A 14,804-nucleotide genomic window follows, 5' to 3' on the forward strand; every position below is an offset into this window, starting at 1 on the left:
CCACATCACCGCAGGACTTGACGCACAGACCCCGGGCGTCAGGACCACACGACTTGTTCGTCCGCGCACGTCCTCGCTGGGCCTTCGGGAGCTGGCGTGTGCTCACACCCGAAGCCATGCGAAGACGCTTTCGGCATCGTGTCGTAGGCACGAAAGCCATTGCTCACAGCCGAAGCCGCCCTGCAATGCCGCTCGCGCCCGACGCCGTCGCGTCCATCGCTGCCCAACCCGCGGTTCGTGACGATCGCGATCCGCCCCTTGTCCCGGGTCAGGGTATCGCGTACGTACGACAAATCCGAATTTCGGTAAAGTGGAATATTTTGGCGAACTGGGATTGACAGGCGGGTGGGAAATTTGTGCGGGTGTTTTGCCCGACGGGCACTCCGCCAATCCATCGTGCCCAATTGCTTCGGCATCGTCATTGCGAGCGCAGCGAAGCAATCCAGACTTTACCCGTGGAGGGACTCTGGATTGCTTCGCTGCGCTCGCAATGACGGCGTCGCGTGGTGCGCCCTGGCGGGCTCTACTCCGCCGACAGCCGCACCATCTGGCGGCCGCCGTTCATTTCCTTGAGGCTGTTGACGAAGTTTTCCGGCCGCTGCCAGCGGTAGGGGACCTTCAATCCCATGTACTCGGCGATGTCGCCGATGAAGCCGGTGCAATTGGTGGTCTCGGCATTCCAGACCGGCGAGCTTGCCTGCAATTTCTTGATATAGGCAAACACGCGCTTGGCGTCGGCTTCGTTCAGATAGACGCGGTAGTTTGCGGTCAGGTAGTCCGGGTCGAGATCGCCGTAGCTTGCGCCGGTCTCCGCCGGCACCCAGGTCAGGTGGCCGAGCACGTAAGCCCAGGTGTCGCCGGACGGCGTCAGGCCCGCGACCTCGACGGCGCGCTCGCTGGTCTTGCCGTACCAGACGAAGGCGTGGCCCCAGCTCGCGGCCGTGCGGGCGCGGAAATCGACGTAGTACGGACCTTTCTCCGCGCGCGCGACCGCGCGCCTAGTCGCTTGCGGCGCCGGCCGTGATACGGCGTCGGTCGTGGCAAGCGCGTTTGCCTCAGCAACGCGCTTGTTCGCTTCGTGGGCCGAGGCGGAGGGTGTCGTGCACGCGAGCATGGCCGCGAGCGCGAATCCCGCAAGGATGCAGGGTCCCGATCGATCAGGTTTGTTCGTCACGCTATGCCCCTCGACTGTCAGCCACTCACGCAGAGTCTACGCTTGCTTCTGCCCGTATTTCGCTGCGCGTCAGTAGCGCGCCGCGACGGGGCCGGGCGCCTTGCCGATCGGGGCCTTTCCAACCGGGCTCTTGCCAATCGGCATCTTGCCGATCGGCGCCTGCTCGGAATAGACGGGAACGGGCTGGCGGCGCGGCAGATCCGCAGCATTCGCAGCCGTCACCAGAGTAAGCGTAGCACCCACGACAAATACAATCTTCTTCACAGTCATACCCCTAGAAGGTTTGGTCCAAACACGGCACCGCCGTGCCCCCAGACACGCCCCACAGAAGGGCGGCCGAATGCGTCCACAGTGCGGCATCCGCGCGACATGTTGGCGGCATCTGCCGGGCGCGCGGAGACGTGATGTGTCTGAATGTTTGGCCTTCGCGCCCCTCGTTGGTCAGTGATCGGCGCTGAGGCGGAAATGCATCTCGATCTTCGCCGGTGACGCATCGCCCGCCACGCGCCAGGGCGAAAAGCCAGGGGTGGGATCAGGATCGGAGGGGAGATCGATCGGCCAGCTCTGCGTCGGCGAACCCGGAAGCGTCAGGCTGACGGCGCGGTGACGCGTTTTGTACGTCAACGACGTGGAGGCAATGATCGCTTTGTGCTCGCCTTCATGCGCGCGCCAGTTCGGAGGCAAATCGGCATTGGCATACCCTGTCGCTTCCTCGACCTCGATGTGCACATCCTCCGCCTTGTCCGGCAGCGTCATACCGGCGGGAAGGCGAAACTCGATGTGGAGCGTCATGTAGCCGTGACTGAGATAGGGCGAGCGGATGAGTTCGTACCAGCCCCAATAGCCAAGGATTGCCGCGATGAGCAGTACGGTGAGAGCAAAGGGCGCAGAGAGCCGCGTGGTGTGATGAGGCGTAGTGTCGGAGGTTTCCGTGGGCGGCTGTGGCGTTGCATTCCGGACCAGGCCGAAGCGCACGAACAGCCAGATGCCGGCGATCAGGCCAACCACACCGCCGATCGGACCGATGTCGAAGAAGGCGCCCATGGCTATGCCGCCATCGCGGTCTGGCCCGGCCAGCGCGATCACCAGTGCGGCAAGGGCGGACCAGCCGGCGAGCGCGCCGAGCAGGGCGGAGAGGAGGCCGAGGATCAAGCGCATGTCCGGATTGGTCGCGCGGATCGGGATCGCGGTTCGAACCATCCCGAAGGATCGGGTGCCTTCACCCGATCTTGTTCAGGCTGTTCCGGATCGTCGAGAAGATGCCGCCGATGTCTTTTCGCAAGCCGTCGAGCGCGTTGAAATTGTCGAAGATGCGGGCGAGGCGGTCTTCGACCTCGCGCTTGCTCTTGGTCAGCGCGTCGACGCGCGAGGCGAGGCTGACGTCGCCGCTCGCCTCGATCTCGCCGACGGTTTTGGCGAGGAGGTCGCGCGTGGTGCCGACGTCCGCGATCAGGGCCTCGATGCCGAACACGGGAGCCTTCAGCGGGACGAGGTCGGCCTGGGACTTCGACAGCTCCGTCTTGAAGGCGTTCAGCGTCGCCAGCGTCTCCTGTAACGCGCCGAGGCGCTGGCGCGACTGGAGAACAAAATCGTTCAGCGCATTCTGGCGGTCGGCAAGCGTCTTTCCGTCGGCGTCGGTCTCGACACCGGCGAGTGAGCGTTCGAGCTGGGCCTGGCGCTGGCCGAGCTCTTCGAAGTCGAGCCCGATGCCTTTCAGGATGTGGAAGCTGTCGTCGATGCGGGCCAGGCGCTGCTCGATCTCCATCTTGTTCTTCGACAGCGTCTCGACCCGGATGCCGAGTGGCGCTTCGCCGCCGGTTTCGAGCTCGTCGACGCTCTTGGCGAGGCGCTCATGACTGAGGCCCAGCTCGCCAATCAAGGCATTGAGGCCGGCGTCCGACGCGCGCAGCGGCACCAGCTCGGCGTGGGACTTCGCCAGATCTTCCTTGTACTGGTTCAGGGTCGCAAAGGTGCCCTGGACGGTGCCGACCCGCGACAGCAGCGTCGCTACGTCGCGCGCGATGTCCTTGAGCCGGTCGGCGAGATTGTTCTTGCGGTCGTCGGTCTCGAGGTCGTGCAGCGAGCGTTCGAGCTGGTTCTGGCGGTCGCGGATCTCGGTGAAAACCGGCTCGACCGCGCGGCGCTGCTCGGCGACCTTGCCGACCATGTCGCGCAGCTCCTGCTGGCGGCGGCGGATTTCGGCGAGCTGGTCGTGCATGTCGGTGGATTCGTTGCGGCCCCGCTGCAGCAGGGCGCGCTGCTCGGTCTCGCCCAGCTTGTCGTGGAGGGCGGAGACGGCCTCCCGGGGATCGCTCTCGATCAGGTGCTGGACGGTGGCGTCGAGGTGGTTCTGCAGGGCGTGGGCGACGACGACGTCCTCGCGGGTCTTCTTGAGGCGGTCGCGCAATGTGTCGAGGCGCCGGTCCTGGCGCGAGAGCCGCCAGGCGGAGGCGCCGATCAGTGCCAGCGCCAGGGCCAGGATCGCGCCGGTCGCAAACCGCTGCGGGACAGGCAGGCCTCCGAACCAGGCAGGCAGGTGGCCGACATCGTAACCGAGCGCCTGCTGGGCGAAGATCCCGATGGCGGTGAGGAGAACAAACCAGGCAACCAGGAAAAACAGCCACATCGTGACTTCCTCACGCCGGCACACATTATCGCCATAATTGCTATTGGAGAGCGGAACCGAGATCAAGGGCGGCGGGGGCTTGCTGGATAGGTCCGGTCGCACGATCCACGGCTGAATGCGTCAGCCGATCGGCGGACGGGCGGTGGGTGCCGGGGGTCCAAGGTTGGACGGAGTGTTCCGTAGCTTGGATGGAGCGAAGCGCAAGCCGAGTTCTGCAAGCCTTGAGGGCCGGCCCCGGATTTCGCTTCGCTCCATCCGGGCTACCGCACCGCTTTGGTGGCTACAGCCGAAACTCGTTGGTCAGCTCGCCGATGCCGTCGATCGCGACGGTCACAATGTTCACCGGCTCTTTCATTACGCCGACGCCGACCGAGGTGCCGACGGCAATGAGGTCGCCGGGGAGCAGGGTCATGTCGTGGGAGATCCTGCTGACCAGCTCCTGCACGGAGAAGATCATGTCCGATAGCGGATAGTTCTGCCGCTCCGCGCCGTTGAGGATGGTGCGGACCACCAGCTTTGCCGGATCGAGACCGGTGGCGATGACGGGGCCGAACGGGCCGTAATCGTCGATGCCCTTGGCCCGCGCCCATTGCGGGAACGTGGGATCGCTGGTCAGGATGTCGTTGGCAGTGATGTCGTTGACGCAGGTGTACCCGAAGATGAAGCTGTCCGCCTCCGCCGGAGACACCCGGGCGCAGGTCTTGCCGATGACGATGCCGAGCTCGCCTTCATACGTGGTCTTACCGTCGTAATAAGAGGGACGGCGGATCACCGCGCCTGGCGTCGTAATGCTGGTGGTGGCCTTCAGGAGGTAGAGCGGCTCCGGCGGCTCGGGCTGGCTGAGCTTGGCCGCGAGCGCGTGAAAATTGTTCCAGAGCGCGACGATCTTGCTGGGCGCGCAGGGCGCGAGCAGCTCGACCTCGGACAGCGCCAGCGTCTTGCCGGTTGCGGCATGACGGCCGAACATCTCGCCCTCATGCACGCTGATGCCTGACGAATTCAGCGTGCCGAAGCCGGTCGCACCGCTATTGCGGAAGCGGAGCCATTGTTTGATCTCGCCAGCCATCACGCCACCGCCAGTGCGCGCGGATCCGATCGTGTCGAGATGCCGTCGTAGAGACCGGCGATGCGGGCGCGCTGGGTCACCATCGCCAGCACTGAATCGAGCGCGGGAGTGGCGATGCCGGTGAGGCGGCCCATCTCCTGCACGACGGTGACGAGCGGGTCGATCTCCATCGGGCGGCCGCGCTCGAGATCCTGGAGCATCGAGGTCTTGTGCGCGCCGACCTTGCGGGCGCCTTCGATCCGGCGCTCGACGTCGACGCGGAATTTGACGCCGAACGTCTCGGCGATGCCTTGCGTCTCCATCATGATCGCGCGCGACAGCGCGCGGGTGGCCGGATCGGTGCAGATCACGTCGAGTGTTGCATGGGTGAGTGCGCTGATCGGGTTGAAGCAGACATTGCCCCACAGCTTGAGCCAGATCTCGTCGCGGATGCGGTCGAGCACCGGCGCTTTCAGCCCGGCTGCGACGAAGAGATCGGCGAGGCGTTGCACGTCCGGGGTGGTCTCGCCGGAGGGCTCGCCGAGCGGAAAATTGTTGCCGTAGACGTGACGGATCACGCCGGGCGCCTCGATCTCGGTGGCGGGATAGACGATGCAGCCGATGGCGCGCTCGGCGCCGATTTCGCGCCACTGCCGTCCGCCGGGGTCGATGCTCTCCAGCGTCGAATTCTCGTATTGGCCGCCATGCTTGTAGAAGTACCAATAGGGGATGCCGTTGACGGCGGTGACGATGCGGGTGTGGGGTCCGAGCAGCGGTTGCATTGTCTCGATCACGCCGGTGATCGAGTGCGCCTTCAGCGTGATGATGATGTAGTCCTGCACGCCGAGCTCGGCCGGATTGTCTGTGCAGCGCGGATGCACGGTGTGCTTCTCCTCGCCCGCGAGCAGCGTCAGGCCGCGCTCGCGCATCGCGGCAAGGTGCGCGCCGCGTGCGACCAGGCTGACGTCGGCGCCCGCGCGCGCGAGCTGAACCCCGAGATATCCGCCGATTGCGCCGGCGCCGTAGATGCAGATCTTCATGGAATCCTCGCGGAGCAGCGGAAGCCGGATTTCGGGACGAAAGATCCGGTCCGGCTCGGAAGGGTCCGAGCCGGGGCCGGTAGTCGCAGGGGAAGTGAGGCGCTTTAAGCTGCTTGCGGCGTGCCGTTGAGTGCTTCGTCGATGACGGCCGCGATGTCGCGCATGCTGATGACCGAGACGAGGCTGTAATCGTCGATGACAGGCAGGTGCCGGATGTGATTCCGGTTCATCAGATGGCGGACGTGCTCGATCGTGTCGCTCGAGGTGCAGGACACGAGTTGCTGCACCGAGACGAGCTGCGAGACCTTGACGTTGACGGCATTGGCGCCGTGCTCGGCAACCGCGCGCACGACGTCGCGTTCGGTGAACATGCCGACCGCGGTATTGCCCTCGGAGCGGACCACGTCCTTCACGACCAGTGCGCTGATATTGTTGGCGCGCATCAGCTTGGCGGCGATACCCACCGTTTCGTTCATTCGCACCGTGACAACGCGCGGTGTCTTCTTGCGCAGAATGTCTCCGACCAGCATTGCAACCTCCCTGGGTGAATGATGAGGCGAGTGTGGTATACATAATGCCAATCGTCAAGCATTCGGTTTGGCTGATCCGAAAATTCTTGCGGCAGCAATGCTGACATTTGTCGTGAGCCAAAAAGAAAGGGGCGCATCGCTGCGCCCCTGTCTCACCCGTGCAAGGTGCGGGTTCGTTATGCCGTCTCGGTCTTGGCGTTCCCCGTCGCGGCGTTGGCGCTCTCGGCTTCCTTGCCGAGAATGAAGGAGCGGCGCATCGGCTTGATCACGAACAGTGCCATCAGGGCCGCCGTCGCGTTCAGCGCCACCGCGACCACGAACACGGCCTTCCAGCCATAGGTGGCCGAGATCACGCTCGCGAGCGGAACGAGCAGGGACGCCGTCCCCTTCGCCGTGTAGAGCATGCCGTTGTTGGTGGTTGCGAACTTCGAGCCGAAGGTATCGCCGCAGGTCGCGGGGAACAGCGAGTAGATCTCGCCGAACACGCCGAAATAGACCGCGGTGGCGAGCACGAAGACGACGGGCACGTGGCCATAGGCCGACAGCGTCAGCAGCATCAGCGCGGCGGTGCCGAAGGCGATGAACATGGTGTGTTCGCGGCCGATCGTGTCGGAGACGAAGCCGAAGAAGGGCCGTCCGAAACCGTCGAAGATGCGGTCGAGCGAGATCGCGAACGTCAATGCCGCCATCTGGAAGCCGGCAAGCGTGACCGGCGTGTCGGCGATCTTGAAGTCGTGCGCGATCGGAGCGATCTGCGCCGCGGTCATCAGGCCCCCGGAGGCGACCATGACGAAAACGAGATACATGACCCAGAAAATAGGGGCGCGCAGCACCTGGGGCGGGGTGAAGTCGATCTTGGTCTGCGGCAGATTGAGCTGCTTCTTCTTCGGCGGGATCGAGATCCGCGGCGGCTGGATGAAGAAGGCGAGCACGAAGACGATCACGCCCTGGCCGATGCCGAAGGTGAGAAACGCGTGCTGATAGCCGCTCGTCGCGATCATGGTCGCGATCGGCACGACGGTGAGTGCAGCGCCTGCGCCGAAGCCGGCGGCGGTCGCACCGGCGGCAAGGCCCCGGCGATCGGGAAACCATTTCAGCGCGTTGCCGACGCAGGTGCCGTACACCGCGCCCGCGCCCATGCCGCCGATGATCGCGGCCGCGTAGAGCAAGGTGAGGCTATCGGCGTAGGAATTGAGAATCCAGGACAGCGCGATCATGACGCCGCCGAACATGATGACGATGCGCGGGCCGTATTTGTCGACGAACCAGGCCTCGATCGGCACCAGCCAGGTTTCGGTGACGACGAAGATGGTGAAAGCGAGCTGGATCGCGGCGCGTCCCCAATGGTGCGCGTGATCGATCGGATCGACGAACAACGTCCAGCCATATTGCAGGTTGGCGATCATCGCCATGCAGACGATGCCCATGACCAGCTGGAGCCAACGGAAACCTGTGCGGAGAGGCGCGGCCGTGACAGCGCCATCGGTGCTGGAAATCATCAAGAACCTCCCAAGCGCCTGTCTGTTTCGACACCGGTCGCAAGATGACCTGATGTCGCAATATTGTGGCGTATCGTCGCAAGCGCGGTGGCGAGCTTGGTATACCATATTCCAGATTGCAAGCCCTATCTTGGCGCGCCACTGACAAAATATGCGGGGTTCCGCTTGGGAACGGCGGACTCGTGAAAACTTCGCGCACAACGAAAACGCCCGGCCGCGAGGCCGGGCGTTTTGCACGAGAAGGCGCTTTTGGAGTGCGTCAGACGGTCGATTGCGCGACCACCACCTTGCGCCAGGGCTTGAGCACCGCGATCGCCAGCGCCGAGGCCAGGATGTTGGCGCCGGCCGCGATGATGAACACGTTGTCCCAACTGCCCGACGATTGCTGCATGTAGTTGCCGATCGGGACCAGCAGCGCGGCCGTACCCTTCGCGGTGTAGAGCAGGCCGGCATTGGTGGTCGCGAACTTGGCGCCGAACGTGTCGGTGCAGGTCGAGGGGAACAGCGAGTAGATCTCACCCCAGGCGAAGAACACGAAGCCCGAGAGCAGCACGAACCAGAGCGGATCGTGGCCCCAGAGGTAGAGCATCCAGATGCCAATACCTTCCATGCCGAAGGCGATGAACATCGTGTTCTCGCGGCCGATCATGTCGGAGATCCAGCCGAAGAACGGACGCGTCAGGCCGTTGAGCACGCGGTCGATCGTGGCCGCGAAGGTCACCGCGGTCATTGTCACCGCCATCAGCGTGACCGGCACGTTGTCGATCTTCCAGTCGGCCGCGATCGGCTTCAGATTGGCCGTCACCATCAGGCCGCCGGCACCGACGATCACGAACATGAAGTACATCAGCCAGAAGATCGGCTGACGCAGCACTTCGGTCGGCTGATAGTTGCGGCGGGTCTGCTGCAGATTGGCGTTCACGACCGCGTTCGGCACCTGACCTGCTTTCGGCGCGAGCAGGAAGAAGGCGAGAATGCAGATGATGATGCCTTGTCCGAGGCCGAAATAGAGGAAGGTGGTCTGGAAACCGCTGTCCTTGATCATGGCCTGGATCGGCGCGACGGTCAGCGCGGAGCCTGCACCGAAGCCCGCGGCCGTGATGCCCGCGGCAAGACCGCGCTTATCCGGAAACCACTTCAGCGCGTTGCCGACGCAGGTGCCGTAGACGCCGCCGGCGCCGATGCCCGCGATGATCATGCCGAGATAGTAGCCGTTGAGCGTGGTCGCCTGCGCGTTGATCGCCCAGCCGGCGGCGCAGAGCACGCCGCCGACCAGGACGACGAGGCGCGGACCGTATTTGTCGACGAACCATCCTTCGATCGGCACGAGCCAGGTCTCGAACAGCACGAACAGCGTAAAGGCCCATTGGATCGACGCACGATCCCAGCCGAACTTCTTCTGAATGTCGGGGACGAAGAACGTCCAGCCGTATTGATAGTTGGCGATCATCACCATCGCCGCGACACCGACTGCCAATTGCGCCCAGCGATACGTGTCGCTAACGCGCGCGGCTGTCGGGGCGGTTGCTTGCACCATGTCCGTCATAAAGCCTCCCGTGGCGCCTCTCATTTTTCTGCGAGCGCTGGAACGGCATTCTTGTATGCATTATGCCAAGCTTCAAGCGCTGGTCCGGTCACCGTGCGCAAATGCCGCAGGACCTTGCCCGGTTGCGGCTGTGACTCAGGACAGCACAAGTAGAAATGGCCCCGTCATCCGGGGCCATTCATCAAAAGTCGTATGCGGACTGATCTAAAACCGTCTCCCGCTGCGCGCGCAGGCGCGGGAGGCTGCCCGGCCTACAGGCCGAAGCGCGGCAGGTCGCCGTTGTGATTCGAGATCTTGGCGCTCGCCATCAGGAGGCGGTCGATCGTGGCCATCAGGCGGGCGAACAGCGAGGAGGAGGGCGCGAGAGCGACGGAAGCGGTCTTGGACATCGGAAATCCCTTTCTTGAGACGGTCAGTAGTGCTGTCTCATTTCGAAAGGGAATTTATGTATACCAGATGCCAATGTCTATGCATGCCATTGCATAGCAGCATTTAGCTCTTCGCATTGCAGCATAATGATCCGTTAAATGGGCCGATTTGAGCGGGATATGCCCAAAACCGGCCGAAACTGAACCATTTGACCGTCGATGTCCACAAACGGAGCCTTGGCAGCGGGGCACGAAGCCGTTAGTGGTCTGCCCCTTCCAATCATCTGTCAGAGTGGTTCATGTCGAGCGCCTCGCCCGCCGTCTCGATCGGCATCGATTTTGGGACCAGCAACACGGTCGTGGCCCTTGCGGCGGACGACCGCCGGGTTGAGGCCATCCGCTTCGACCATGGCGGACAGCGCCACAGCGTCTTCGTGTCGGCGCTGTGCTTCTGGGAGGACCGGCCGGGCGCCGGCGCCCAGGCCGAAGGCGGCCCGTGGGCGATCGAGCAGTTCCTCGAAGGCCGCCATGTCTACCGCTTCCTCCAATCGTTCAAGACCTTCGCCGCGAGCTCCAGCTTCAACACCACCCAGGTGTTCCGGCAGCGCTACAAGTTCGAGGATATTTTGGCGGCGTTCCTGCGGACGCTGGCGCGCCATGGCGGCGATAAATTCGGCTTCGAGACGTCCACCGTCACGGTCGGTCGCCCCGTCCGCTTCGCCGGCGGCAATCCCGACGAAGCGCTGGCGATGCAGCGCTACCGCGCCGCGTTCGAGCGCCTTGGGGCCGGCCACGCCCGCTACGTCTACGAGCCTGTCGGAGCCGCGTTCTCCTTCGCCCGCCGGCTGGAGCGCGATGCGACCGTACTGGTCGCGGATTTCGGCGGCGGCACCAGCGATTTCTCGGTGATGCGGTTCTCGCGTGCCGGCGGCGCCTTGCGCGCCGAGCCGCTCGGCCATGCCGGCATCGGGATTGCGGGCGACACGTTCGATTACCGCATCGTCGATCACGTCGTCTCGCCGCGGCTGGGCAAGGGCTCGAGCTTCCGCTCGTTCGACAAGGTGCTGCCGATCCCCACGGGCCACTACACCAACCTCGCGCGCTGGCATCAGCTCGCGATGATGAAGAGCAACGGCGACCTGCGCGAACTCAGGGAGCTTGCGCGCACCGCGGTGAAGCCGGCTCTGCTCGAGGATTTCATCACCATCGTCGATCTCGACCTCGGCTTTTCGTTGTACCGCGCGGTGTCCGACGCCAAGGTCGCACTGTCGGCGCAGGATCAGGTGGAGTTCCGCTTCAAAGGCGGCGGCGTCGACATCGGCTCGACCATCACGCGGAAGAATTTCGAAGCCTGGATTGCCGACGACATCGCGAGGCTCGGGGCTACCGTCGACAAGGTGCTTGGCGAAGCCGGCATTACCGCGCGCGAGATCGAGAAGGTGTTCTTGACCGGCGGCACGTCCTTCGTGCCCGCCGTTCGAAAGCTGTTCGCCGAGCGGTTCGGCAACGAACGGCTGATGTCAGGCGACCAGTTCGAGTCGATCGCCTATGGCCTTGCGTTGATCGGACATAGCCCGGATCCCGACCGCTGGACCGCAAGCGGCGGGATTGCGCCGAAGGCAGGACCGTAGCCTACGGTCACGCGGCCGCCCCTAAATCCCGTCCGGTCGCTATTGCTTGATCTCAGGCTCGACGAGCTTCGCCAGATTGCGCAGCGATTCCTGCCAGCCGAGATAGCAAGCCTCCGGCGGGATGACGTCGGGGATGCCGGCCTGCGTGATATCCAGCTCGGTGCCGACGGATACTTTCTTCAGGATCACGGTGACCTGGATCTCGCCCGGCAGATTGGGGTCGTCGAACCTGTCGGTGTAGCGGAGACGTTCGCCGGGGACGAGCTCGAGATATTCGCCGCCGAAGGCGTGGTTGTTGCCCGTCGTGAAGTTGCGGAACGACATCTTGAACGTGCCCCCGACCTTCGGCTCGAAATGATGGACGGTGCAGGTGAAGCCGTTCGGCGGAAGCCATTTCGCCAGCGCATCCGCCTCCAGGAAGGCGCGATAGACTTTCTCCGGGCTGGTCGTGAGAACGCGGTGCAGGCGGACAGTGCTGGGCATGATCATTTTCCTCATGAATCGCCGGGCTCGACGTCAGCGTCTATTGCCCGTTCATGTCTAGATGACGGACGAGATACCCCCGATCCGACAGGGCGTTTCGAATTTTTTGATGGATGAGGGGCAGACTGCCGCCACGTCCTGCGGCGTCATGGTGAATGCCAGCTTTGTAACAGCGGATCGTCGGATTGTTCCGTCGGCCTGCGGCGTGAGGCGCGACGGCGAAAGCTGGCGGGCGATCACGCGCTCGACTGCATCGGTTGCACTTATTGATCGAGCCGAATCTGCGCGGCTTTGACAATGTCCTGCCAGCGCGCGATCTCTTCGGTCATCCGCCGCTTGAGCGGTTCGGGGCCTCGCTGGTCCGGCGGTGGCAGGATCAAGCCTACCAGTTCGAGCCGTCTCCGCACGCCGTCATCGTCGAGCGCTGCGCGAAGCGCATCCGAGAAGCGGTCGCGAATGGCGTCGGGAGCGCCTTTCGGCAGGTAGAACGCGAACCAGCTCGATGCGACAAACTGTGGAAGTCCTGCTTCCCTCGCCGTCGGCGTGTCCGGCAGTTGCGGAACCCGTGCGGGCGCCGAAACGGTCAGAAAACGCAGATTGTTGTCACCCAGGAAGGGAAGAACGTCGCCCAATAGTCCACAGCTGAAGTCGCTGCGGCCCGCGATCAGGTCGGTCATCGCCAGCGCTGATCCGCGATATGGCACCTCCACCGGCTTGAATCCGATCACGGAGGTGAACAGCAGACAGCTGATGTGGCTGATCGAACCGACACCCGCATGGCCCAAGGTGAGGTCCGGGCCACGCGCCTTGGCGATCGCGATGAACGACGCCATGCTTTCGGCGCCGAGGTCGCGGCGAGCGACGACCAGGATCGGCGTTTCCGCGACCAGACCGATCGGCGTGAAATCAACCAGCGGATCGTAACGGAGATTCGGATACAGCGCGACCGATGCAGCATGCGTCCCGACGTGACCGCTGACGAGCGTATAACCGTCGGGCGCGCTTTTCGCGACGCGCGTTGAGCCGGTCGTGCCGCCCGCCCCGGCGACGTTCTCGACAATGATCGGCTGCCCAAGTTTTCGCGCCATGTGTTCGGACACGATCCGGCTCATCACGTCGTTGGGGCCGCCAGCCGCGAACGGGACGATCAACGTGATTGGCCGTGACGGGAACGGCGACTCGGCCTGTGCCGCATTCAACATTGTCAGCACCGCAGCTGCGACGAGGCCCATGCGCTTGCGCTTCAAAATCATATGGCCTCACTCCGCATCAATGGCGTCGCCTTGCACCGCCGCGAGAACACGATCGACCTCACGGCCGGACAGGCCGATGTATCGGGCCGGATCCGCAGCCGCCTCGATCTCATGGGGCGCGATGTGGGCCGTCACGGCCGGATCGCGCGAAAGGCTCTGGGCTAGTGTCAGCCCCGAGGCGATGGCGTGCGTGCATGCCGCACTCACCATTTCGTGCGCATGATGGCGCCCGACGTGCGGAGCCAGCGCCATCATGACGGCCTCGGCGGCGATGAGACCCTGCGTCCGCCCGAGATTGGCCTGCATCACATCGGGCCTGACGACCAGTCCGCTGCAGAGGCGAACAGCGTTATCCATGGCCCGGGAGACCAACGCGAACGCTTCCGGCAGCAGCAACCATTCGGCTTGCCACGGTCCCGTCGCCCGCTCGTGGTCGTGGACCGAAGCGTCGAGCATGGCGCTTGCGAGCCGGCGCAGCGACGGTCCGGTGCTGAGAATTTGCTCGCAGATGATCGGGTTACGCTTGTGCGGCATGGTGCTGGACGCGCCATGGCCCTGACCGCCTGGCTCCAGCAGTTCGCCGACCTCAGTCTGCGCCATCAAGACGACATCGGTCGCGATCTTGCTCAGGGTCGCCGAGATCAGCCCAAGCAGGCAAACCGTCTCGGCCAAACCATCGCGCGCGGCGTGCCATGCCACCAGGGGCTCGCCGAGTCCGAGCTCGCTGGCCAGCGCAGCGCGGACGCTGTCGCCATCATCGCCGAGTGATGCGAAAGTGCCGACCGCACCGCCGAACTGGACCTGGAGGACTCTTGGTTTGAGTTCGGCGAGACGTTGCCTGTGGCGCAGTAGGCCCGACAGCCAGACGGAAACCTTGAACCCGAAGGTGATCGGGATCGCGTGTTGAAGCTTGGTCCTGCCGACCATGGGCGTATCGCGGTGGGTCCGCGCCAGATCCGCAAGCGTCGATATCAGCCGCTCCAGATCGCGGTGGATGAGCTCGAGCGCGTCGCGCATCTGCATCACGAGCGCGGTGTCCATGATGTCCTGACTCGTGGCACCCCAATGGACGAATTCGCCATGGGGTTTGCCGGTGAGCCGGATCAGCTGCTCGACCAGATTCACGACAGGCAAACCAGCGCGCAAAGTGCCCGCGGCCAATTCGTCGAGATCGAGTAGTTCAGCGCGTGCAGCGGAGGCGATCGCAGCAGCAGCCTCGGCAGGAATCACGCCAAGCTGCCCTTGAACCTTGGCCAGCGCGACCTCGACCAGAAGCATGGACTCAAGCGAATTGCGCTCACCGAAAATAGTGCGCATGGGGGCGGTGCTGAAAATATCGGCGAGGTGACGGCTGCTGAGGACCGTTCCGGGCTCGAAACTCAGCATGGCCGTGTCGCGATCATGGATGAGCGAACGCGCGCGCGTTCAAACCAGTCGGCAAGCCTCAATCCGAGCTCATGAATGGCGACTCTTACCTTGCGGGCGTATGGCGACGTCTGAGTAAAAAATAGCCGCATCGGTCGGTATCGGTCCCTCCGTCGTCGCGCTCCATTGCGCGCCGTACGGCTTGGCATCGATCAAGCCTAGGTTACCCCCTCGTTTTGTAAAA

At 64.0% G+C, this 14,804-nt stretch carries 14 protein-coding genes; 1 reads left to right on the plus strand and 13 read right to left on the minus strand.

Annotated elements, in window-relative coordinates:
* Positions 1-523 precede the first annotated feature (523 nt).
* From AC0L3J_RS20740 to AC0L3J_RS20785, 10 genes are all read right to left on the minus strand, one after another.
* On the minus strand, positions 524-1,174 hold the full coding sequence (locus AC0L3J_RS20740; protein WP_456765122.1) for a hypothetical protein: 651 nt from the start codon (positions 1,172-1,174) through the stop codon (positions 524-526).
* A 69-nt stretch (positions 1,175-1,243) separates the two neighbouring features.
* Positions 1,244-1,444 (minus strand): hypothetical protein, encoded by a 201-nt coding sequence (locus AC0L3J_RS20745; RefSeq protein ID WP_456765121.1) that lies wholly within the window; start codon positions 1,442-1,444, stop codon positions 1,244-1,246.
* A 171-nt stretch (positions 1,445-1,615) separates the two neighbouring features.
* On the minus strand, positions 1,616-2,374 hold the full coding sequence (locus AC0L3J_RS20750; protein ID WP_456765120.1) for a hypothetical protein: 759 nt from the start codon (positions 2,372-2,374) through the stop codon (positions 1,616-1,618).
* 19 nt (positions 2,375-2,393) lie between these two features.
* Positions 2,394-3,800 (minus strand): hypothetical protein, encoded by a 1,407-nt coding sequence (locus AC0L3J_RS20755; RefSeq protein WP_456765119.1) that lies wholly within the window; start codon positions 3,798-3,800, stop codon positions 2,394-2,396.
* Positions 3,801-4,080: 280 nt separating this feature from the next.
* A complete protein-coding gene (locus AC0L3J_RS20760) occupies positions 4,081-4,866 on the minus strand; it encodes a fumarylacetoacetate hydrolase family protein (RefSeq protein ID WP_456765118.1) in 786 nt (261 codons plus the stop codon).
* Positions 4,866-5,885 carry a 2-dehydropantoate 2-reductase gene (locus tag AC0L3J_RS20765; protein WP_456765117.1) on the minus strand — a complete coding sequence of 340 codons (1,020 nt, stop codon included), beginning with the start codon at positions 5,883-5,885 and terminating at the stop codon, positions 4,866-4,868. Before AC0L3J_RS20765 ends, AC0L3J_RS20760 begins: the two co-directional genes overlap by 1 nt.
* 104 nt (positions 5,886-5,989) lie before the next feature.
* Positions 5,990-6,415: a CBS domain-containing protein gene (locus AC0L3J_RS20770; RefSeq protein WP_027569141.1), complete on the minus strand. Its 426-nt coding sequence runs from the start codon at positions 6,413-6,415 to the stop codon at positions 5,990-5,992.
* Between the two features lie 176 nt (positions 6,416-6,591).
* Complete coding sequence (oxlT, locus tag AC0L3J_RS20775; RefSeq protein WP_007608345.1) at positions 6,592-7,914, minus strand: oxalate/formate MFS antiporter; 1,323 nt, start codon at positions 7,912-7,914, stop codon at positions 6,592-6,594.
* Positions 7,915-8,173: 259 nt separating this feature from the next.
* Positions 8,174-9,460 (minus strand): oxalate/formate MFS antiporter, encoded by a 1,287-nt coding sequence (oxlT, locus tag AC0L3J_RS20780; RefSeq protein ID WP_211394180.1) that lies wholly within the window; start codon positions 9,458-9,460, stop codon positions 8,174-8,176.
* A gap of 251 nt (positions 9,461-9,711) precedes the next feature.
* On the minus strand, positions 9,712-9,849 hold the full coding sequence (locus tag AC0L3J_RS20785) for a hypothetical protein (RefSeq protein ID WP_007608347.1): 138 nt from the start codon (positions 9,847-9,849) through the stop codon (positions 9,712-9,714).
* 278 nt (positions 9,850-10,127) lie between these two features.
* Here AC0L3J_RS20785 and AC0L3J_RS20790 point away from each other — a divergent pair, with 278 nt between their 5' ends.
* Positions 10,128-11,459, plus strand: a complete 1,332-nt coding sequence (locus AC0L3J_RS20790; RefSeq protein WP_456765116.1) for an Hsp70 family protein — start codon at positions 10,128-10,130, stop codon at positions 11,457-11,459.
* A gap of 39 nt (positions 11,460-11,498) precedes the next feature.
* Here AC0L3J_RS20790 and AC0L3J_RS20795 read toward each other — a convergent pair whose 3' ends face one another.
* From AC0L3J_RS20795 to pcaB, 3 genes are all read right to left on the minus strand, one after another.
* Positions 11,499-11,942: an SRPBCC family protein gene (locus AC0L3J_RS20795; protein WP_456765115.1), complete on the minus strand. Its 444-nt coding sequence runs from the start codon at positions 11,940-11,942 to the stop codon at positions 11,499-11,501.
* A 263-nt stretch (positions 11,943-12,205) separates the two neighbouring features.
* Positions 12,206-13,195: a Bug family tripartite tricarboxylate transporter substrate binding protein gene (locus tag AC0L3J_RS20800; protein WP_456765114.1), complete on the minus strand. Its 990-nt coding sequence runs from the start codon at positions 13,193-13,195 to the stop codon at positions 12,206-12,208.
* A 6-nt stretch (positions 13,196-13,201) separates the two neighbouring features.
* Positions 13,202-14,581 carry a 3-carboxy-cis,cis-muconate cycloisomerase gene (gene pcaB / locus AC0L3J_RS20805; RefSeq protein WP_456765113.1) on the minus strand — a complete coding sequence of 460 codons (1,380 nt, stop codon included), beginning with the start codon at positions 14,579-14,581 and terminating at the stop codon, positions 13,202-13,204.
* Positions 14,582-14,804: the final 223 nt, after the last annotated feature.

The sequence above is a fragment of the Bradyrhizobium sp. Kon37 genome (genome assembly GCF_055807535.1).